The following is a 21,257-nucleotide window of genomic DNA, read 5'->3' as shown; positions in this document are numbered from 1 at the left end:
TCAGCCGTTTATCTTTCCGTGCGCCAGGCCACGATCCGGCGTCGATATATTGATCCTGACCATGTCGCGAAGCAGCTGGATGATCGCCATCGAGCTTTCTCCTTCCGTTCCATCGACGATGAAGCGCGAGGTCAGGTATCGCATCTCCCAGCCGCCCGCATCCAGGCACGCCCAGATCATGCGTTTCTCGAGTTCGGCGGTCTGTATCAGGTCGAGCTTCTGAAGAAAATAGGCGAGCATCGCAACGACGCCGTAGGCAGCCCAGTTGGAGATCGACGCCGCGAACAGGATATCGGTCGACGTCACGGACGGCACGCCGGTGCCTCCTTCATATTGCGTACGGCTGCCGTACGGGTGGAATTTCTTCATGAAGGGGTGGATACGGCCGAATCCTATTTCATTGCCGTTGTCCCCGATGCCGATGGAAAGCACGCCGCGCTTGTGCGCTTCGTCGAACAGGGGTGACACGTCGACCCAGTTCTTCGGCACCACGCCGGTCGAATAGTGCAGCAAGCCTTGCTCATTGGGGCCCAGGCGCTCGATGGCGATAATCGCGGCGGGTTTGTGCTTGTCGAATATCTCCGCGGCCCAGGACGCCACCGCCGATTGCTCGACCGGGGCGTTTTCCATGCAGGCACCCATGCGGCGCTGCTTCGCCAGCTCGAAGTCCCGAACCATGATGCCCAAAGCCTGGCTGGATGCCACTACGGGCGGCGCGTGGCAACGTTCCGTGACGTATACCGGTACCGCCTGCAATCCCCAGAACAAGGCCCGGGCCAGCGCCGCGGCGCCGGGCGGCCCATCGATCTCGCCGTTCGGCGATTCGGGCGCGTAGCCCGCGCCGGTCACGATGAACACGGAATCGCCGGGCTTCACTTTTTCAATGAGCGCCTCGGCGATCCGGGTCGACAGCGGACGCCCGCCCCCTTCGCGGCGCGCCTCGCCATAAATGCCGGACACGATGTTGTAGTTCAAGCCACGATTGCGCATCTCAACGCTGACGAGGCGGTCTACGTTGTCTCCAATAACGTCCGGCATTTCGCCCTCCTGGATAGTGTTACTGCGGGAATGCAGGAGGCGAAGTGTGAGCGCATGCGCTGATAATTTCCAATCGAAATTCCGGATTCAGCATGCGATTTTGTTATGGGTAGGGCCGGCCTCGGATCCCGCTCCCGCGCCCCCAATGAGCAGCCCATGCCACATTACCGTTGGTAAACTCGCGCTCATTCTGGCCGGTCAGGAGCAGGAATATGCGTTGGATAGCGGTGATGGCGGTGACACTCATATGGACGTGTCCCGCGCTGGCGGCATCTTCGCCCGGATTCAACGCAGGCATGATCCGACTGACGGTAAAGGATGACGCCGCTTCGTTCGACACGGTCGTCTTTTATCCGACACGCGCACCCGAGGTTTCATGGCAAGCCGGTCCATTCACCATCGACGCGACGCGCAATGCGCCTGTTCCCCCCGATGTTCGCTTTCCGGTCGTCCTGGTTTCGCACGGCAGGGGAGGCGGCCCCTTCAGTCACCGTGAATTGGCTGCTGCGCTGGCTCGCGCGGGATTCATCGCGATCCTGCCGACGCACGTGGGGGATGCTTCCGGCCACCCCCGAGCTGCGTCCCAGGCGCAGATCCTGATCGAGCGCCCCCGGCAGGCCGAGGCCGCGCTCAATGCCGTTCTGGCGGATCCCCGTTTTTCGGCGAGCGCCGATTCCGGCCGGATCGGCATGATCGGATACTCGGCCGGCGGCTACACAGCCCTGATCCTGGCGGGAGCGAAGCCGGATTTTGCGTATGCCGGCAGATACTGCGCGGAGCATGCCGATCCCGGGTCGTGCCCTCGCCCGGCAGCCGATGATGGTGCGCCTCGTGGGCAAGGTAAAGCGGCCGTGCCCGCCGAATTGGCGACCTGGCAACCGCCTGTCGATCCCCGCCTGAAAGCATTGGTGCTGATGGACCCGCTGGCCATGATGTTCGACGCGCAGGGTCTTTCCGCTGTGCGCGTGCCGACGATGCTTTTTCGCCCGCGGGATGACAGCTATCTCGGTTCGACGGGAAATGCGCTCGCTGTCGTGTCAGGCCTGGCCACGCCTCCGGTCGTCCGTGTCGTACCCGGCAATCACTTCGTCTTCGTCGATCCCTGCCCCACGTCGGTGGCGGCCGAGGCGCCGATGATCTGTAAGGATGCGCCGGGCGTGGATCGGGCGGAAATTCACCAGCAGATCGACCGGGATGTCGTGGACTTCTTCCGTGCCCGGCTATGACCGGGCGGCCGTGAACGGCGCGACCGTTCAGCGGGGCTGAAAGGCGATGATCGCCATCCCCGCAAGCGCCAAGGCGACCCCCGCGCAGTCCCATCCATTGGGGCGTATGCCGTCGACCAGCCACAGCCAGACCAGCGCCACACCTATGTAGACGCCGCCGTACGCTGCGTAGACGCGCCCGGCGGCGGTGGGGTGCAAAGTCAGCAACCAGGCGAACAGGGCCAGCGATATTCCGGCCGGGATCAGGAGCAGGGGACTGCGGCCGTCTCTGAGCCAAAGATACGGCAGATAGCAGCCGACGATCTCCGCTATCGCCGTGGCGACATACAACAGGAATGTGTTCATTTGCTCTTCTCGGCGCTGCCACTGTCCTGCACGCGCTCGATCACCTTGAAGCCTTGACCGTCCTTAACCGCGCCTTGCGAGCCAAACCGTGCGGCCGCCGCCCGTACTCCAATCGTCAGCCACATGAGCCACGACCGTAAATCCGATGTCGTGGAGCAGCGCTCTATATTCATCGGCGCTCAGGCTCGCATGATAGAGCGGGTCACCCCGATACTCTCCTACCGCTTCGCCTTCCGCCGGCCCGCTGTTGAACATCAGTACAGCCGACGATGCGGCATGTTGATCGAAGACGGTGAACATTCGCCGCTGATCATCCGGTGTGAGGTGAAAGAAGCTATCCCACGCCAGGACTCCGTCAAATCGACGACCGAGCTGGAGCGAGCGCATATCCCGCACCATCCATTCCTGGTCAGGCATGCGGTCGCGACATAGCGAGATGAGTGTCGGCGACGAGTCGATGCCGACGACGCGCAAGCCGTTCGCGACCATATATCCGGCGACAGGCGAGCCAGCGCCGCAGCCCACATCGAGAATCCTTGCATCATTCGGCAGCGCGGCTATGAAACGGTCGTGCCACGGTTTCTCGTTCCAGTCAGCGACGCGGCGATCGGCATCCCACGCGCTGGCGTGACGCTCGTAATGATCGATGATACGGTTCGCTAAGTCGTGCATATTTCGACCTTATTCCGCAGAGACTCCACTTCCTTGCTTGAAAAGGCTTATGAGCTTGGTAATCGAACCACTCCGTGTCGCACACTTCGCAGGCGTTCGTTCCGCGCTGGATACGGTAGCACGCGAAAAGCGCTTCCTGGCCTTCACCCAGGCGCCTCCGGAAAACGAGGCGTTCATCTTCTATCAATCCATCGTCGACGGGATGGGATACATGTCCGTTGCCGTACTCGATGGGCAGGTCGTTGGCTGGTGCGATGTGCTGCCGACCCACGGCCAGGCCAGAGCGCATGTCGGGACGCTCGGCATCGGTTTGATTCCATCGGCACGACATCTCGGCATAGGTGCGAGATTGATGCGTGCAACGATCGATGCGGCCTGGTCCTTGGGGTTCACCCGCATCGAACTTACGGTGCGTGAAGACAACAAGAACGCCAAGGCCCTCTATGAGCGCCTGGGTTTCGAAGAGGAGGGATTCATGCGCCGCGCATTCCTGATTGATGGCATCCACAGCGACTGCTACACGATGGCATTGCTGAGGGACTAATGTCCAAGGCCGCGCGGGGTGTTTACGAACGTGCGGGCTTTGCGCAACGGGTAACGACGGTACATCGATTGCCAATCTGAGGCGAAGCAACATATGGTCGAAGAGCCAGATACTTATGAAAGCAGGCTGAGGGCTATCATCGATGCAGACGCTTGTCGCCGGTTCGCACTGGAAGCTGTCAGAGATTTGCGGCTGCCTGACTGCTGGATCGGGGCCGGTTTTATACGTGCGGCAGTCTGGAATTGCCTGCTTGATAGTCCGGTGGCTTGGGATGGGGACGTCGACGTCATCTGGTTTGACAGACGAAGGGCGAGTCCGCTTCGTGACCAAGTGTTACAGAAACGGCTTGCGAAACATCTCCCTCGGCTGGACTGGTCAGTAAAAAATCAAAGCTACATGCACGAGCGCAACGGCGATAAGCCCTACACGAGCAGTTTTGACTCAGTCAGAAGATGGCCCGAGACTGCCACCGCCGTTGCAGTCCGTCTAAAAGACAACGGGCGAATCGAGGTGCTGGCACCATTCGGCCTGCGGGACTTGTTCCAAGGGATCATTAGGCCTACTCCTAGTTTTGAAAACCGAAAGGCCCATATCTTCAATCAGCGGTACGTCGACAAGGGCTGGCTGGAGAAGTGGCCCTACCTTCGCGTCGCTACTCCATCAAGGCAAAGCTGAAAGCCTAAAGACCCCATTTTGGTCCGCTCTTCGATAACCTGATCGGGATGGGGGCGCCGGCGACTGTCACTGCGGGTCCCCCCAGCTTGTTCCAGCGGAATAGGCCAACGTGCCAACCTCCAGGGATCATCCGGGAGCAGTCGATTATGCCGTCCGCCCCAGCGTTGCGTGCGGCATCGGCATTAAGCCAGGAAGTAGGTTCCCGACCTTGCGATAAGGCCGAGCGCCAAGATGCATTTGATAGATTCGGATCGATGCCGAGGAGGCGGCACGCTTCCTCGTCATGCTGATCAAGGACGCACGATGGGCCGACCTCTAGCGGAACGACAACGCGGGGGTAACCGTCTTCGCGCATATACCCCGACACTGCAATGATTGCCCATTCGAGCAACGGGCTTATATAGAGCGTTGTCTGACCGGGTCGATGATAGCGGCCTGCACTGGTCGTTCCTGGCGGTGACAACACATCATCAACCCTATCAGCTGATATAGCTCGAAAAAACGTTCCGCTCAGCGTGCGCAGCTTTATACGATTGCTCATTTCAAACTTCAAGATTCGGTTGTCGTAGTAGAGGCCACATCCGAGCGCTTTAATGGCAAGGCTGCCGGGGTGTAATGAAACCCCCCAGCTGGAACGGACTAAAAGTTGGAGTTCAGTTCAACCGGAGCATGAAAGGGGGCTGGGGTTGTATGGTTCTGTAACGCTTGCTGACCCATCACGGTTCCCGCCGCAGACCGATGAATCCGACATCGAAAAAACCTTCTCATCCTGACGTTTCTGTATAAGAATCGCTGCATTTCCAAAAAAATGTAAGGGAAGGGGCATGGTTCTCGATAGAGCGTTGGTCGACCGCGTTTCGATCCGGAAACGGGGTCACGGGAGCCGGCTCACCATACTCGTACGGGCGATCAATATGTCGGCGTCCGTCACATTGATCGGCATGTTGCCCACGGCGGTATATGCACAACACATCGTGATCGGCGGCCCCACCGACGGTACCTTCAGTGGATCGGTCGGCGGTACGGGCGGGGTTATCAAGGAAGGCTCCGGTACCGAAACGATGACCGGCACCAACACCTACACCGGCGGCACAACGATCAACGCCGGCACGCTGGCCATCGGCGCGGGCGGCAGCCTGGCCTCTACCGGGGCCGTCACCCTGACGGGTGCGGGCACGGGCTTCGATATCTCCGCCGGCGACCAATCCATTGGTGTGTTGGCTGGCGTAGCCGGCAGCACCGTCACGCTGGGCGGCAGCACCTTGACGGTCAATGGCGTCGGCAATGCCATCTTCAGCGGCATCATGGCTGGCACGGGCGGCCTGATCAAGAATGGCGCTGGCGTGCAGATGCTGGATGGCGACAATACGTATGCCGGCGGCACCGTGCTGAACGCGGGCGGCCTCGTGTTGGGAAGTGACACGGCAATGGGCACGGGTGCGCTCACGATAGGCGGCGCGGCCACGCTTGAAACGAGCGCCGCGATCAACCTGGCCAACGATATCAATGTGGCGTCGGGCGCAGACCTGAATCTGCTGGGAAGCAACACGCTGACGCTCGGCGGCGTCATCGCCGGCAATGGCGGCCTGGTCAAGAACGGCGCGGCCACGGTGACGCTCACCAACGCCAATACTTATGCCGGCGGCACCACCATCAATTCCGGCACGCTGGCGATCGGCGCGGGCGGAAGCCTTTTGTCCACGGGCGCGGTGAACCTGACTGGCACGGGCGCTTTCGACATCTCCGCGGCAGGCAACCAGACGATCGGTTCGCTGGCCGGCGTCGCGGGCAGCACGGTCTCGTTGGGCGGCAGCAACCTGACCCTGAACGGCGTGGGCGACGCCGCATTCGCAGGCACCATCACCGGCTTCGGTGGCCTGGTGAAGAACGGTGCCGGCGCCCAGACGCTGAGCGGGGCGAATACCTTTACCGGCGGCGTGACCTTGAACGCCGGCGGACTGATCGTCGGCAACAGCGCCGCGCTGGGCGCGGGCACGCTGACCGTGGGCGGCACGGCCTCGCTCGATTCCACCGCCGCCGTCACGCTGCCGAACAACGTCGTCCTGAATGCCGGCCTGATCGTGTCGGGCACGCATGACTTGACGCTGAACGGCAATCTATCGGGCGTAGGCCAGTTGAGCAAGGACGGCGCCGCCACGCTGACGTTGAATGGCATCAACAGCTACACCGGCGGCACGCTGATCAGTGCCGGCACGCTGGCGCTGGGCGCGGGCGCAAGCCTGTCCGCCACCGCCCCCGTGTTCGTCGCCACTGGCGCCACGCTGGATATTTCCGCGGGCACCGTCCCGCCGGTCTTTGGTCCCCTGGCCGGCGGCGGCACGGTCAATGTGGGCGCCAACTCCCTGGCCGTCGGAGGCCCCCTCGACGACATCTTCACACTTTCGATCGTCGGCGCGGGCGGCATGCTGTTCAAGCAAGGAACCGGCAGGGAAACGCTGACCGGCACCAACACCTATACGGGCGGCACGACCATCGACGCGGGCGTACTCGCCATCGGCCCGGGCGGCAGCCTCGCGTCCACCGGCACGGTCACGCTCATGCAGGCCGGCGCCGGTTTCGATATTTCGAATGGTGGAAACCAATCCATCGGCGCACTGGATGGTACCGCTGGCACGGTCCAACTCGGGGGCAATACGCTCACCCTGGGCGGCACAGGCCCTGGGTCATACAACGGAAGCATCATCGGCACCGGCGCGCTGGTCAAGAGTGGAAGCGGCATGCAGATATTGGGCGGCCCCAATACCTTTGCCGGTGGGACCACGCTCAACGCGGGCAGTCTGGTGCTGGGCGATAACGGCGCGCTGGGCACGGGCGACCTGACGGTCGCCGGCAGCGCCTCGCTGGATGCGGAGGTGTCGATCAGTGTGAGCAACGATGTCGTTCTGGCAGCGGGCGTTAACCTTGACCTGATGGGCAGCAACGACCTGGTGCTCGGCGGGGCGATTTCCGGCGATGGCGGCCTGGTCAAGAACGGTGCGGCGACGGTGACACTCACAAATGCCAATACGTATACCGGCGGCACCACCATCAATAACGGTACGCTGGCGCTCAACACCGGCGGCAGCCTGGCCTCCACCGGCAATGTGAATCTCGCGGGTACGGGGACATTCGACATTTCGGGCGGCGGCAATCAATCGATCGGCTCGCTCAGCGGCGTGGCGGGCAGCACGGTCGCGACGGGCGGCAACACATTGACGCTGAACGGTGTAGCCAATACCACCTTCAACGGCAGCATCAGTGGCGGCGCGAACGGCGCGCTGGTCAAGAACGGTGCCGGTATTCAAACGCTGAGTGGCGCGAACACCTTCGGCGGTGGCGTGAAGCTGAACGCCGGCGGGTTGGTCGTCGGCAGCAACACCGCGCTGGGCACGGGCACCTTCACCGTGGGCGGCGCGTCCACGCTGGATGCCAGCAGCGCCGTGGTGTTGACGAACGATGTTTTGCTCAATGCCGACCTGACCGTGCTCGGCTCGAATGACATGACGCTGAGCGGCAACCTCTCCGGCGCGGGCGGGTTGACGAAGGACGGCAATGCGAAGCTGACGCTGAACGGCACCAATACCTACGCCGGCGATACCAGCATCAACGCGGGCACACTGGCGCTGGGCGCGGGTGCGAGCCTGTCCATTACCGGCCTCGTGAACCTTGCCACGGGCGCTACCTTCGACCTGTCGGCGGGCAACGGCACGCAGACCTTCGGCACGCTGATCGGCGACGGTACGATCGTCCTGGGCGCCAATGACGTGACGTTGGGGGACTCCAGCAACGGTATCTACAGCGGTTCGATCGGCGGCGTCGGCGGACTCACCAAGAACGGCAGCGGCACGGAAACGCTGACGGGCAACAACACCTATACCGGCGGCACGGTCATCAACGCGGGTACGCTCGCCATCGGCGTGGGCGGCAGCCTTGCGCCCAGCGGAACGGTCTCCCTCATGGCGAGCGGTACCGGTTTCGATATCTCGGGCGGCGGCAACCAATCGATAGGCGCGCTGAACGGCGCGACTGGCAGCATCGTTACGCTCGGCGGCAATACGCTGACGCTAGCCAGCGCCAATAACGGTGGCTTCAACGGTGTGATCGCCGGCACGGGCGGCCTGGTCAAGAACGGCAACGGCACCCAGACGCTGGGTGGCGCCAATACGTATACCGGCGGAACCGTCATCAATGCCGGTACCCTGGCGATAGCCGCGGGCGGCAGCCTGGCGTCCACCGGCGCGGTGAATCTTGCCGGTCCCGCCGCGTTCGACATCTCCGCGGGGGGCAACCAGACGATAGGCGCCTTGGCCGGCGTGGCGGGCAGCACCGTCGCGCTGGGCGGCAATACCTTGACCGTCAACGGCGCCGACGACACCGTGTTCGACGGCGTCATCTCCGGTACCGGCGGCCTGATCAAGGACGGTGCCGGGACACTGATCGTGAATGCCGTGAACACCTATGGCGGCGGCACGTCGGTCATGGGCGGCACGTTCGAGGTCGGCGATGCCGATCATCCTGGCGCCAGCATCCTGGGAGACGTTTCCATCGGCGGCGCGGGCACGCTGCGCGGCCACGGCACCATCGCCGGCAATGTCGTCAGCAACGGCACCGTGCGTCCGGGCGGATCGATCGGGACACTGACCGTCACCGGCAACTACACCCAATCGCCGTCGGGCACCTTGTTCATCGACGTGAGCCCCAGCAGCGCATCGCAATTGAAGGTGGGCGGTAACGCGTCGCTGGCCGGCACGCTGAACGTCCTGTACGGTCCTGGCACCTACAGCGCCGCGTCCTACCGCATCCTGGACGCGGGTAGCGTATCCGGCCAGTTCTCCAGCATCACGGGCAATACGCCGGCCGGCTTTGTCCAGGACGTACAGACCCAGGCCGCCGGCGCCACGTTGGCCTTGTCCCCGCAGGTCACGGGCGGCACTGTCGTCGTCGCGCCCACCAATGCCACCATCTTCGGCGCCATCGGCTCGGCCGCCATACGCGAGGGCCAGCGCGTGAACGAGGCGCTGCTTTCGCGCCTGGGACAGGCCTGCGCCGATGCGGCAGCTGCCGCGGATTGCGCGCGTCCGGGACAGCAAGCCTGGGCGCAGGTCGTCTCCAATACCGCGCACGTGCGCGGCAACGACGAGGCGCCCAGCTACAAGGACAGCCACTACGGCTTCCTGGCGGGCGTCGATCGCCAGGCCGGCGCATGGACCGTGGGCGTGGCGGGCGGCTACAGCCACGTCGACGTCTCCGAGGACGAGGCTTCCGGCAAGATCGACACTGTGCGGCTGGCGGGCTACGGCAGCCGCCGAGTCGGTCCTGTCGACGTCGCGGCCACGGTGGGCGTGGCCTATGATTTCCTGAACTCGCGTCGCTCGTTCCCCGGCCTGAACAGCGCGCGCGGCAATACCGACGGGCAGGAAATCACCGCTGGCCTGCAGGCCAGCCTGCCTATGGCCACGGGGCCGGTGATCGTCACGCCGCGTATGGGCCTGCGCTATCAGTACTTCCACGCCGACAGCTTCGATGAGACCGGCGCCGGCAGCCAGAACCTGGATGTGCGCGGACAGGACATCAGCAGCTTGCAACCCTATGCGCAGTTGTCCGTGGGACTGCCTTTCCACACCAGTGCGGATAAGCCCGCACTGGTGGAAGCGCGCGTGGGCTATGCCTACGAAACGCTGGATGCCGGGCGCAACGTCAACGCGTCCGCCAGCGACGGCACGCGGTTTTCGCTGCCGGGCGTCGCGCCGTCGCGCGGCATGCTGTCGGCCGGGCTGGGCGTGACGCTGCCGGTCGGAAAGTCCGTGGACGTCTCCGCCAGCTACGATCGCCTCTTCGATACGGGGAACGTGTCCGCGCAGGTATTCCAGTTGCAGGCCAGCTACAGGTTCTAAGGGGCGGCAAAGAGCGTATCGAAACACCAGGTGAAGCAGAAGGTGAAAACCAGGAAGAAGGCGAGCACCGCGGCCTCCATCCTGATCGCCTGCCATATGCTCACGTCGTACCAAACCATATACAACGGCAATACCGCCGCTGCGAGGCCCCCCTCGAACAGGGTCGCATGAACGACTCGAAGCCGCACGGTACGCGCTCCCCCGCGGTGGCGCCGTTCCCAGGCTTCGAACAGGGTATTGAAGATGTAGTTCCATGCGACAGCCAGCGCGGTGACCGCCGCGGCCACGGCCATGGCGTTGGCCGCACTTCCGCCACCCAGGAACATCAGGATGGGCGCGGACAACAGGATCGCAAGGATTTCAAAGAGCGCGACATAGACAATGCGCCGCGCGCGAGGTGCCAGGACGACCATCGGAAGCTCCAGTGAGCGCTAGGCTCATGAATGAAGCCGGTCCGTCCCGGTAATGGAATAGGTAGTGCGGACAAACATGGGCCACGGTTTCCGCCCACGAAGCGATTGTACGGTCGGAAGCGCACCGGGTCCAACGCTCCCAGCCCCGGGGCTGCGGAAATAAGTTATCGGTACGTCCGAGCTCATTGCTCCACATTGATACCGCGCGTCCTCTCAACGACGAAATCGCGCAGCCACTGGTTCTGATCGTCGGCGGTGCTTTGCACCTTCCAGATCATGAAGACCCGAAACGCCGGCACGTGCATAGGCACGGGGCTTACCGTCAGGTGCGCGATCCGCGCATAGGCGTACGCCGCAAAGGTCGGCAATGTGGCGATCCCATCGCCCAGCGCAAGGACCGAGAGAACGCCGCCGAAGTGGGTGAACGAGGCGGATACCCGCCGTACAGCCCCCGCGGTTTGGAACAGGTCGTCGACGAAGCCTCGCCTGCCGTCGTAGGAAACGCGTACGTGCGTACGCGACAGGTATTCCTCGCGGGAAATCGGATTGCTCAGATTGAGTCGCCGTCCATCGTAAAGGCAGGAATACGATGAAGAGAACAACACCTGCGAGGAGAATTGGGACGTCAGTTCCTTCGGTTCGGCGCATAGCGCCAGGTCCATGTCGGGGTCCGCGAGGGCGGTCTTCCAAAGGCTGCTATTGGTCTGATGGAAGGCAAAGGAAATTGCCAGCGACCTGGCCGCCTCGCCGACGAGGGCCGGTGCGAGATACGTTTCCAGGTCGTCGGACAGGGCGATGTTGAAGATTCGGTTGGACACCTTGACCGGCGGGCGAATCTGATCGCCCGTCATGGCGGACACCGCAGTGAGGGCTTCCGCGACTCTCGGCGCCAAGTCCAATGCGCGTCGCGTCGGCACCATGCCGGATCCCGTCCTCACGAACAGTTCGTCGCCGAAGTGCTCTCTCAATCGCTTCAGCGATGCGCTTACCGCTCCTTGCGTGATGTGCAGCATGGCCGCCGCGCGCGTCACGCTGCGTTCCGTCATCAGGCAATGAAAGACCAGGAGAAGGTTCAGGTCGAGACGACCAATATTAGCGACGTTAATCATGGCAATCTATATTAATCGTTTGATTGATTTTGCCGCCACCTTTAGCCTTCTTCCACAGGTCGAACACGGCCATTAATCAAGTCGAAGGGAGAAGGCGATGACAAGCGCCAGCCTCGCAAGGGCAACACAAGGGGAAGTCTCCGGAAAAAATGGGGACGTTGATTTGCGCAAGCGTGCGATCGCCGTGGGCATCGGCAATTTCATGGAATGGTTCGACTTCGCCATTTATGGCTATTTCGCCGCCACCATCGGGCAGATCTTCTTTCCATCCACGGCGCCAGGGGTATCCCTGCTTTCCTCGCTGGCGGTCTTTGCAGTGGGATTTCTTTCCCGGCCGATCGGCGCCTTCGTCCTCGGTCCGCTGGGTGACCGCCTGGGCAGGCGCGCGGTCTTGATCGTCACGGTCTTCGGCATGGGCCTGGTCACCACCTTGATCGGCTTGCTGCCGGGCTATGCGACGATCGGGATAGCCGCACCGATATTGCTGGTCATCCTGCGATTCCTCCAGGGCATGATGGTGGGCGGCGAGTGGTCCAGTTCGGGTATCTACATTATCGAGAGCGCCCCGCACAACCGCAGGGCGACAGCCGCGAGCGTCATCACCGGAACAGCGGGCATTGCATTCCTGGCCGGCACGGCAATCGCCGCGGCACTGACCTCCAGCATTTCCGCCGAAGCAATGACTGCCTGGGGCTGGAGGCTGCCATTCCTGTCTTCCATCGTCATGGCCGGCGTCGCGATGTACATCCGACGGAAGTTGAGCGACACCCCTGTGTATGCGGAACTGGAGGAACGTCGCGCCAAGCAAGGCATCCCGCCGGTTTCGAGCCAGGAGAAGCGCAAGGCCTTCATCATCAGTTTCGCTTTCTCGGCCCTGTTTGGCGTGTCTCTCTACTATTTCATTACCTACGCCAACAACCATCTGACGCAGACCGTGGGATTGAGCAAGACGGATTCGCTATGGCTATGTAGCGCCGCCCTCGTCGTCTATTCCATTGCGCATCCCATCATCGGGTTGTTGAGCGACCGCCTGGGACGCCGCCGATTCGTCCTGCTCTCCGCCGCCGCGTTGACCGTGCTGGCGTATCCCATCTTCCTGCTGATGAACACGGGAAACTTCATCGCCATCTCGATCGCGTTGGCGGTACTGGCCGTGCTCGTGGCGATCACCGCGGTGATGGACGTCGTGCTGCTGGTCGAGGTGTTTCCCGCGTCCATCAGATCGACCGGGGCCGCGATCGGACACAACGTTGCGCTGGCGGTCCTGGCAGGGCCGGGGCCATTCATCGCGGCGGCGCTCATCCGGTTCACCGGTGATCCGAACATCCCCGCCTCGTATCTGGCCGGCATTTCCTTCATCTGCTTCCTGGTGCTCTGGCGCATGTTGCCTGAGACGAAAGATCGAAACATCGCGCAGGGATAAGGCGCAGCCCATTTCAATTCTGGAGAGTGTAGTCATGGCAAAAGTGACCGTCGCGGTCGTGCAGGCCGGTACTGAAGGTACGGACTCGGAAGCGACCTTGCAAAAGGCGGAAAGGCTGATCGCGGAGTGCGGGCGGAAAGGCGTGCAGGTCGCGGTCTTTCCCGAAGCATTCATCGGGGGATACCCGAAGGGTGCCGACTTCCATATTTGCGTCGGCATGCGCCGGCCCGGCACTCGCGAGGAATATCTTGCGTATGCGTCTCGCGCAATCGTGGTGCCCGGTCCCGAAACGGATCGGCTGGGCGCCGCGGCCAGGGAAGCCGGACTGCACCTGACCATCGGCGTCATCGAGCGGGCCGGGGGCACGCTGTACTGCTGCGTCCTGTTCTTCGGGCCTGACGGCACGCTGCTGGGCAAGCATCGAAAGACGCTCCCGACGGCGGCGGAGCGCCTCGTCTGGGGCCATGGCGACGGCTCCACGTTGACTGCCGTCGACACGCCCTGGGGACCCATGGGCGCGGTCATATGCTGGGAAAACTACGTCCCGCTCCTGCGCATGGCCATGTACAACAAGGGGCTGACGCTCTACTGCACGCCGACCGCCGATGACCGCGACACCTGGGTGCCATCGATGCAGCATGTGGCCCTGGAAGGGCGGTGCTTCGTCCTGTCGGCCTGCCAGTACCTGACCCGCTCCCAGTATCCGGAAGATATCCGCAACACGATCACCGATGCGCCGGATGAGGTCCTGATGCGGGGCGGCAGCGTCATCATCGGCCCGCTAGGCAACGTCATCGCTGGCCCGGATTTCAGCGGTGAAACGATACTCACGGCCGAAATCGACATGGACGACATCCGTCGCGCCCAGTTCGATCACGACGTCAACGGCCACTATTCGCGGCCCGATCTATTCAAGCTCATCGTGAACGAACAGCCGCGAAGTTCGGTCGTCACGGTCAACGATGTGGTGGATGCATACGCCTGACCGGAAGTCGAAAGCGCTCGCACCGTCCTTGCACTGTGATGGTCCGTCGCATCAACGGAACTCAATGTAGCCGTTTACAAGGGGAAAATCATGAACCCAGCCATGGGACAACAGAGTGGCGACGCCGCCAGGCAATCGCGCAGGGTAATCGTGGGATCGACGCTAGGCACCCTGTTCGAGTGGTACGACTTTTTTCTCTACGGGGCGCTTGCTTCAGTGTTCTCGGCCCAGTTCTTCGGAGCATTGTCGGGCGCAAGCGCGTACCTGTTCGCGCTGATCGCGTTTGGCGTGGGCTTCGCCGTCCGTCCGATCGGGGCATTGATCTTCGGACGGCTTGGAGATCGGATCGGACGCAAATACACCTTCCTGATCACGATCATATTGATGGGTGCATCCACGTTCTGCGTCGGCTTGCTGCCCAACTACAGCCAGATCGGGATCTGGGCGCCGATTCTGCTGCTGGCCATGCGCGTACTCCAGGGATTGGGCTTGGGCGGCGAATACGGTGGCGCGGCCATTTACGTGGCCGAGCACGCTCCTGCCGGAAAACGTGGCCGAGACACAAGCTGGATCCAGATGACGGGCGCGGGTGGCGCGATCCTGTCGTTGGGAGTCGTCTTCCTGTGCCGGGAAATCTTCGGGACCGCCTTCGACGACTGGGCCTGGCGCATACCTTTCCTGTTGTCCGGGTTGATGCTTGCGATTTCGATCTACATTCGGACCAAGCTGCACGAGTCGCCTGTCTTCGCGGCGATGAAAGCGGAAGGAAAAACGTCGAAAGCACCGGTGCGCGAGGCCTTCGGAAGCTGGACCAACATCAAGGCAATGCTGATCGCGTTGTTCGGCCTGGTCATGGGTACGACTACGGTCCTCTACACAGGCCAGACTTATGTGTTCTTTTTCCTGAATCGAACCCTGCACGTCGACATAGGCACGACCAGCATCATCGTCAGTGCCGCACTGGTCCTGACGTTGCCGATGATCTGGATCGCAGGTGCGGTATCCGACCATATCGGCCGTAAAAAAGTCATTCTGACGGGCTGCTTCCTGGCCGCGGTGACGTTCATGCCGCTGTTCCACGGTGTGACCCATTACGCCAACCCCGGCTTGGAGCAGGCCGCCGCGACGGCGCCGGTCATGCTGCGTGCCGCGCCCGCCCAGTGCGGGGTGCAGTTCGACCTGCTCGGAACGAATCCTCCGATTACGGAATGCGATAAGGTCAAGGAATCCCTGGCCAAGCTTGGCGTGCCGTATACAAATCAGCATGACGATAGCGCGGACCGCCCCGTTATTTCCGTGGGTTCGAAAACCATCATCGGATTCGACCCCGTCGCCATGCAGGCGGCGCTGCGGGAGGCGGGGTATTCCCAGAAGGCCGACCCCGCCCGGGTGGATATTCCCATGCTGATCCTGCTGGTGTTCATCATGTGCTGCTTCTTTGCCATGGTGTACGCCCCACTTGCGGCCGCATTGGTTGAAATGTTTCCCGCCCGTGTGCGCTACACCGCTCTTTCGTTTCCCTACCACGTCGGGAATGGGATTTTCGGCGGCTTTTTCCCTGCAGCGGCCTTTGCCATGGTCACGATGACCGGAGACATCTATTTCGGCGTGTGGTATCCGATCGTCTTCGCCGCCGTATCGGTGGTCGTGGGAGGCATATGGCTGCACGAGAAAGTTCATGAAGAGCCGTCCTTGCCGGTGTCCGAGACCCGATTGAGCCGCACGTAATGCCCGAGCTTCCGGAGCACAAGGTCATGTCCGCTACATCGATCAACTTTCACGTCGAATACCCGCGCACCGAACCCCTGCGGCGACCCGATTCCCACAGCCCGGGCGCGCCGAAATTCTCGGTGCGCTGGGATAAGCCGGTGGCCAGCATCGTCTCCGACTACATCGCCGTCCAGCATGCGGCCGACGACCGGGATACGCCGGTCGCGTTTTTCCAGCGTGTTCGCGATGCCATGGGCCGCGCGAACGGGCCGGACAGCTTCGAGGAACTGCGCCATCGGGATCAGGCCGGATGGGTCAATTCCATCGTGGTCGCCTACTGGACCGATGCGACGAAGTATGAAGCCTGGCGGCGCGAAGATCGGTTCAATCACTGGTTGTCCGAGCCCGAGCGGGAGCGGGGGGACTCGGGGTATTGGCGAGAAACCTTCGTCGTGCCTTACGACAGGCACGAGACGATATTCTCCGAGCGCTTCTATACGGCGGGGATCGCCCGTACGGACCGCGGGAGTTTGCAGCCCATGTATGTAGCGGGCTACTTCGGCGCAATGCGGGATCGCATCCCGCTGGCAGCCATCGACCCTTTGCGTTCGCCGTGTGCGCATGCGCCGGCGCGTGATTACCGCGGCGGTCCGAAAAAAAGGATAAGGGTGACGCTGCCGATCAACGTAGTGGCGATCCGTTCGGGACAATATTGGGCGATGGCTGAAGCCGAGCAACTATCCGATTACGAAACGAATCTACAACCGAAGCTGGAAGCCGGCATGCAGTCGCTGAAGGACGCGCCGGACGAAACAGGTTGCCTGGTCTTGCGAGACCTGGTGAACCTGGACGCGGACGGCAACGAGCGTCGCGAGACATCGAAATATGGCTATTTTCTCTCCCTGGCCAAGTTGGAGGAATGGTCGGCTGGACATGCAAAGCATCTCGATATCTTCAAGCATGCCTTGGCAATGCGCCGCAAGTACGGGGATCGCCGATCAGTCGTGACCTGGCACGAGGTCTTCGTCCTGGGAAGTTCCCCGATCCTCGAGTACGTCAATTGCCACGCCGAGACCGGATTGCTTCCATATGCAAGCTCGTGGGGCAGCGCGGTCATGCCCACGTAGGAAAGCCCCTGGCTATAGCCGGCGATTTGTTTGATACAGTCACCGCTGATGTCATCATCCTTTTATTCTCTGGAGGAAGAAGTGATGAAGCGGGCAAGGACTGCCGTGGCAGTGTGGCTGTTGTTCCTATCTCTTTTCGACAGCGCGCTGGCATCTCCGCCATTGGCGGCAGCTACAGCGGGTGGCGCGCAAGACCACCAAACCAAGTCTGACGACGACGGTAACGTTATCAACGGCGTCGCCATCATGCCAGGGGTGGAGCGCCTCTCCTACGTATCGCCACGCTATTACGGCATCAGGCCAAGCTATGACGCGTGCATCAAGGCTACGCAAGGGCAGGTGGGGCTCCAGGGAGATTGTGCGGACGCTGAATATACCTATCAGGATGCGCGTCTGAACAAGGATTATAAAGCGCTGGTTTCCACCATCACCAGCGTGGCAGGCAAGGAGGCTATCCAGCAGATACAGGCTGCACAGCGTGCTTGGCTTGCCTTTTATGAAAAGGACTGCGCCGTGAGAGCCGATCGATTTGGATCGACATCCGGGCCGAGTACCTTATCGGCCTGCCGAATGGAAAGGACGGCCATCCGTGCCCAGGAGCTGGAAGACTGGCGAACCAGCTACGCAGCAACGCATCGACCCTGATCCGGTTCGGAGCGGATGCGCATTGGTATCAGTATCACCCTCCAAAAAAAAGCCACGGCCTGGGCCGTGGCTAAGTGCGCTACGTCCGATACGGTTACTGCGTTCCCGTAACGACGTTGGCGTCACCATATCAAAGCGCGATCGCACATCGGTTAAAGACGGCCCTAGGGATGTAACCAAGCGCACAGGTATATGAGGGCGCGCCTGATGTCATGGGTGTCCCCTCGATTATCCGGATACATCGTTGCGGAACATTGCCTTCGGGCACGGGGCTACTGGCCCGGTCGCCAGCGGCGCCTCCCGCCTCGGCATGGAACGACAAGCCACCCTCGTCTTGAATTTTTGATCTTACGAATCGTTTCAACGACAGTTACCAGTGGTGAACCCAGGTGATATATTGCGGCCCCACCGTGATCTCCACTACTTCTGCACTGTCGAGAAATCATGAAACGCTTCGGAAGCATGTTTCGGATCGCTCCCGCGATCGTTCTTTCTGTAATGCTCTCAGCTTGCATGGGACTATCACCGTGGTCGCCCACCCGAAACAAGCTCGACGCTCAGGTGGGTAAGAACATCAAGGAACTGCTGCCCAAATGGCCGGAGCCGAATGGCGCAACGCCGTTCGTCAAGCAAGTCGACGCCCAGACGAAGTCGTACACCTACATTTACGGCTACGAGGCAGCGCACTACGAGAACAAGGGTTATCAGGTGATGACCGCGCCGGGCATCATCCAGAACGGGCGATACGATGAATACGTTCCGGAATCGACCGACTGCTGGGTCATCTTTTATACGAATAACGAAGGCACCATCCTTCGCTACAAGATGATCACCAACGGCAAGATCAACTACAACTCCTGCGGTCGATACATCAGCGGCTACGGTTTCTGATAATCACCGCGCCAAGGGCGATGAGAATGACTCCGTTCGCAACAGTTTGCAGACTCTTCTGCATCACGCTGGCCGCGTGCCTGTGTTTATGCCAGGCACCAGCCCACGCCCAGAGCCAGGCACGTGCGGTCGCGAGTCGGGAAGCTCGCCTCAATCCCTCACCCCAACTCCGCTACAGCGTCAGCGCCGTCGTTCATGCGGCGCCGGGGCCGTTCGAACGGGTCGAAGGTCACGTGAACTATCGCGTCGACACGCCGGCCTGCGTGCCATTGACACCCGTGTCCGGCGCAACGGTGGTTCCTGAAAAACGAGTACCGGTGGCTTTCGTCGCTGTGGGCGACAACACGTATAAGGCTGACGTCGTGCTTGACCGTTTCCTCGACGAGGACTATTTCGGACAAGGGGTATGCCATTGGTCGATCGTGGGCATCACGGTTGAACTTCATCATTCCAAGGTGATGTTCAGCCCGGCGCTTTATAACGATGACTTGCTTGCCGGGAAGAAGGTCACGCGATTTTTTTCATTAAGATCCTACGGCCATGCCGAAAGCGCGCGCATCGATATCGGCGCGATGAACGCCAATGCATTCGACAATCCCTACGCGACCTTTTCGATCAGCATGCAGGCTGAGCGTGCTGCTTCCAATGCATCTCCTTCCATGGGGGCGGCAGGCTTTCAGGGGGATTGGGTATACCAGCAGACATGCGGTTGGCGGCATGCGGCCGGCGTCAGCCTGAAGGTCCGCGATGGGAAGGCGACTGGCAACTGGAGCGACGGCTCCGGCCGCGGTATCGGCGAGCAAGGATCCTTGCAGGGCGATATTCGCGACGGCAAGCTGTATGCGCATTTCTGCACGGACAGCACCGAAGATATGGCCTCGGACGCTCGTTGCGCCAATTTCGATACGACGCAGGCCGATTATTTTGTGCTGCGGGGCGACCAGTTGGATTGGTATCGGCAGTCAGGAAAGGAAAACGTGAAGTACCTGACGCTGCACCGGAGAATCGCGGGCAAGCGAACGCCAACCGACAATCGCTGCGAAGGCGAGCAGTAAGACAGCGAGCGCGGGTGTAATCGGGCGTTATCGATCCGCCGGGTCCAGCGCCTGAGCCCAATTCTTTCGCATCGCCGCCAGACGTGCGACGTAGACGGACTCCAGGCACGCCGCGTCTTTACAGCGGTCCCGTACCGTGGTGCGCCAGCGGGCCTGTTCTTCGCCAGCCGGATCGATCAGCTTGCCGGTTTCGCCATCGTGGCCGGCGGTCTCGTCTTCGATCTTCTCGAACAGCACTTTCATCTGATCGTCGAGCTTGGACAGCTTGGGAACTGAGCAGATCAGGTGCTCGACCTGGGTTTTGGCAAACTTGCAGTCGAAACCCGCGGCGTGAGCCACGCCCGGTGGCAACAGCGCGGCCAGCACGATCGCCGCGCTCGTGCCAAGGTGCGCGCTCAGGCGATGAATGCGCCACGTGAGCCGGGCCCGCATCCGTTCAAACTTGTTGGTGGACATCATTGCACTCGAACGGCGTAGCTGCACGCGTGGTACACGATTGCGCACTTGCCGTGTTTGGCACATTGGGACATGGTGTATTGGTCGGCATCAGCCTGCTCCGCGCGGCCTGCTGCAATGATGAAGCCGCCGCCATCTTGCTGCGCCACGGCCACGCACTGGTTGTAGTAGGAAATGATGACCTTGCAATGCGGGCTGCCATTCATGCTGCATTGGTTCATGGCAATCTTACTGGCCGACGACTTGCTTTCCTCATTGACGGCTACGCCGGCCGCGCCAGTCCCGTCGTCCATCGCGACGGCACCCCAGCTATCCCTCCATTTGGGTGCCGGCGCGTTGCCCGGAATCGGGTAATCCCCCGCGTGATTGTTGTACGGCGAATTCGGCGCCGAAGGTGGAATGCAGCCCGCATTGCCGGCACCTGGGATTCCGGCTGCGCACTGCGCATGAACCATCAACGGAGCGGCAATCAAAATCCAAAACGCGAAGACGATAAATGGAGCTTTCTTTCGTATGGTCATGATGAAAGTCATTGCACTCGGACGGCGTCGCTGCAGGCACTATAAACGACCACGCATGCGGACTTTCCGCCACATGCGTTCACCGCCAAATCGCCGGCATCTTTTTCTTCGGCGGCGTGGGCGACGGAAACCGGCCCTCCACCCGGGCGTTGGGCCACGGCGGCGCATTGGTTGTAGTACGACACGAGGATCTGACACGCCCGTCCTCCGTTTCGACGGCATTGATCGAGCGCTGCGCGTGTCGCCGCCTGCTTGTCCGGCAGGCCAGTCACCGTACCAGACTGCGCGGTGTTAGGGTCCATGGCAATGGCTCCCCAACTGTCTCGCCACACGGGCGGCGGGGTTGGCGACGAAGCGGAGGCGCCGCCACCCTGGTTATAGGGAGAATTGGGGGCCGAGGGAGGAATACAACCAGGATTTCCCGCGCCAGGAATACCCGGTGCGCACTGTGCATGAGCCATCAAGGGAGCGGCGAGCAACAGCCAAAGCCCGAAGGCGATGGATGGGATTTTCTTTCGCATGGTCATG

Annotated in this window: 20 protein-coding genes; 11 read left to right on the top strand and 9 right to left on the bottom strand. The window is 61.7% G+C overall.

Annotated features, from left to right (window positions below; translation table 11 throughout):
• On the bottom strand, positions 1 to 1,038 hold the full coding sequence (locus CAL12_RS21100; protein WP_086066409.1) for a glutamate cyclase domain-containing protein: 1,038 nt from the start codon (positions 1,036 to 1,038) through the stop codon (positions 1 to 3).
• Between the two features lie 296 nt (positions 1,039 to 1,334).
• Between CAL12_RS21100 and CAL12_RS21095 the strand changes: the two genes are divergently transcribed.
• Positions 1,335 to 2,264 carry an alpha/beta hydrolase family protein gene (locus CAL12_RS21095; RefSeq protein ID WP_232464587.1) on the top strand — a complete coding sequence of 310 codons (930 nt, stop codon included), beginning with the start codon at positions 1,335 to 1,337 and terminating at the stop codon, positions 2,262 to 2,264.
• Positions 2,265 to 2,291: 27 nt separating this feature from the next.
• Here CAL12_RS21095 and CAL12_RS21090 read toward each other — a convergent pair whose 3' ends face one another.
• Together CAL12_RS21090 and CAL12_RS21085 are read right to left on the bottom strand one after the other, a co-directional pair.
• A complete protein-coding gene (locus tag CAL12_RS21090) occupies positions 2,292 to 2,609 on the bottom strand; it encodes a YnfA family protein (RefSeq protein WP_086066407.1) in 318 nt (105 codons plus the stop codon).
• A gap of 63 nt (positions 2,610 to 2,672) precedes the next feature.
• Positions 2,673 to 3,281, bottom strand: a complete 609-nt coding sequence (locus tag CAL12_RS21085) for a class I SAM-dependent DNA methyltransferase (protein WP_086066406.1) — start codon at positions 3,279 to 3,281, stop codon at positions 2,673 to 2,675.
• A gap of 49 nt (positions 3,282 to 3,330) precedes the next feature.
• Between CAL12_RS21085 and CAL12_RS21080 the strand changes: the two genes are divergently transcribed.
• Entirely contained in the window at positions 3,331 to 3,825 is a 495-nt protein-coding gene (locus CAL12_RS21080; protein WP_086066405.1) for a GNAT family N-acetyltransferase, read from the top strand.
• A 93-nt stretch (positions 3,826 to 3,918) separates the two neighbouring features.
• On the top strand, positions 3,919 to 4,500 hold the full coding sequence (locus CAL12_RS21075; protein ID WP_086066404.1) for a nucleotidyltransferase family protein: 582 nt from the start codon (positions 3,919 to 3,921) through the stop codon (positions 4,498 to 4,500).
• A 4-nt stretch (positions 4,501 to 4,504) separates the two neighbouring features.
• Here CAL12_RS21075 and CAL12_RS28780 read toward each other — a convergent pair whose 3' ends face one another.
• Positions 4,505 to 5,041 (bottom strand): RES family NAD+ phosphorylase, encoded by a 537-nt coding sequence (locus CAL12_RS28780; RefSeq protein ID WP_086066403.1) that lies wholly within the window; start codon positions 5,039 to 5,041, stop codon positions 4,505 to 4,507.
• Between the two features lie 283 nt (positions 5,042 to 5,324).
• Here CAL12_RS28780 and CAL12_RS21065 point away from each other — a divergent pair, with 283 nt between their 5' ends.
• Positions 5,325 to 10,394, top strand: coding sequence for an autotransporter-associated beta strand repeat-containing protein (locus tag CAL12_RS21065; protein ID WP_086066402.1), 5,070 nt, complete (start codon positions 5,325 to 5,327; stop codon positions 10,392 to 10,394).
• Here CAL12_RS21065 and CAL12_RS21060 read toward each other — a convergent pair.
• Both CAL12_RS21060 and CAL12_RS21055 read right to left on the bottom strand, forming a co-directional pair.
• Entirely contained in the window at positions 10,391 to 10,807 is a 417-nt protein-coding gene (locus tag CAL12_RS21060) for a PACE efflux transporter (RefSeq protein ID WP_086066401.1), read from the bottom strand. The genes CAL12_RS21065 and CAL12_RS21060 overlap by 4 nt on opposite strands.
• A 182-nt stretch (positions 10,808 to 10,989) precedes the next feature.
• Positions 10,990 to 11,916, bottom strand: a complete 927-nt coding sequence (locus CAL12_RS21055; RefSeq protein WP_232464586.1) for a LysR family transcriptional regulator — start codon at positions 11,914 to 11,916, stop codon at positions 10,990 to 10,992.
• Positions 11,917 to 12,013: 97 nt separating this feature from the next.
• On the opposite strand from CAL12_RS21055, the gene CAL12_RS21050 reads away from it, so the two are divergent.
• The 7 genes from CAL12_RS21050 to CAL12_RS21020 all read left to right on the top strand — a co-directional run bounded on the left by CAL12_RS21050 (position 12,014) and on the right by CAL12_RS21020 (position 19,752).
• The gene (locus CAL12_RS21050; RefSeq protein WP_086066399.1) at positions 12,014 to 13,339 is read left to right on the top strand and encodes an MFS transporter; all 1,326 of its coding nucleotides are present in this window, start codon (positions 12,014 to 12,016) and stop codon (positions 13,337 to 13,339) included.
• Positions 13,340 to 13,373: 34 nt separating this feature from the next.
• Complete coding sequence (locus CAL12_RS21045; protein ID WP_086066398.1) at positions 13,374 to 14,324, top strand: carbon-nitrogen hydrolase family protein; 951 nt, start codon at positions 13,374 to 13,376, stop codon at positions 14,322 to 14,324.
• 90 nt (positions 14,325 to 14,414) lie between these two features.
• Positions 14,415 to 16,052, top strand: a complete 1,638-nt coding sequence (locus CAL12_RS21040) for an MFS transporter (RefSeq protein ID WP_086066397.1) — start codon at positions 14,415 to 14,417, stop codon at positions 16,050 to 16,052.
• Positions 16,053 to 16,078: 26 nt separating this feature from the next.
• Positions 16,079 to 17,161 (top strand): phenylacetaldoxime dehydratase family protein, encoded by a 1,083-nt coding sequence (locus tag CAL12_RS21035; protein WP_232464585.1) that lies wholly within the window; start codon positions 16,079 to 16,081, stop codon positions 17,159 to 17,161.
• 48 nt (positions 17,162 to 17,209) lie between these two features.
• Entirely contained in the window at positions 17,210 to 17,806 is a 597-nt protein-coding gene (locus CAL12_RS21030) for a lysozyme inhibitor LprI family protein (RefSeq protein WP_157793070.1), read from the top strand.
• Between the two features lie 444 nt (positions 17,807 to 18,250).
• Positions 18,251 to 18,697, top strand: coding sequence for a hypothetical protein (locus CAL12_RS21025; protein WP_232464584.1), 447 nt, complete (start codon positions 18,251 to 18,253; stop codon positions 18,695 to 18,697).
• 26 nt (positions 18,698 to 18,723) lie between these two features.
• Positions 18,724 to 19,752: a hypothetical protein gene (locus tag CAL12_RS21020; protein ID WP_157793069.1), complete on the top strand. Its 1,029-nt coding sequence runs from the start codon at positions 18,724 to 18,726 to the stop codon at positions 19,750 to 19,752.
• Between the two features lie 27 nt (positions 19,753 to 19,779).
• On the opposite strand, the gene CAL12_RS21015 is transcribed toward CAL12_RS21020, so the two are convergent.
• From CAL12_RS21015 to CAL12_RS28775, 3 genes are read right to left on the bottom strand one after another with little or no spacing between them, the layout of a single operon-like run.
• On the bottom strand, positions 19,780 to 20,211 hold the full coding sequence (locus CAL12_RS21015) for a lysozyme inhibitor LprI family protein (protein ID WP_157793068.1): 432 nt from the start codon (positions 20,209 to 20,211) through the stop codon (positions 19,780 to 19,782).
• A complete protein-coding gene (locus tag CAL12_RS21010) occupies positions 20,208 to 20,741 on the bottom strand; it encodes a DUF4189 domain-containing protein (protein ID WP_086066392.1) in 534 nt (177 codons plus the stop codon). Before CAL12_RS21010 ends, CAL12_RS21015 begins: the two co-directional genes overlap by 4 nt.
• Positions 20,738 to 21,190 (bottom strand): DUF4189 domain-containing protein, encoded by a 453-nt coding sequence (locus CAL12_RS28775; protein WP_420042797.1) that lies wholly within the window; start codon positions 21,188 to 21,190, stop codon positions 20,738 to 20,740. The genes CAL12_RS21010 and CAL12_RS28775 overlap by 4 nt, the downstream gene beginning before the upstream one ends.
• Positions 21,191 to 21,257 lie beyond the last annotated feature (67 nt).

The organism is Bordetella genomosp. 8 (assembly GCF_002119685.1).
Lineage (GTDB): Bacteria > Pseudomonadota > Gammaproteobacteria > Burkholderiales > Burkholderiaceae_B > Bordetella_C.
Note: the sequence above shows the minus strand (reverse complement) of the source record. Positions and strands in the feature narration are given on the sequence as shown.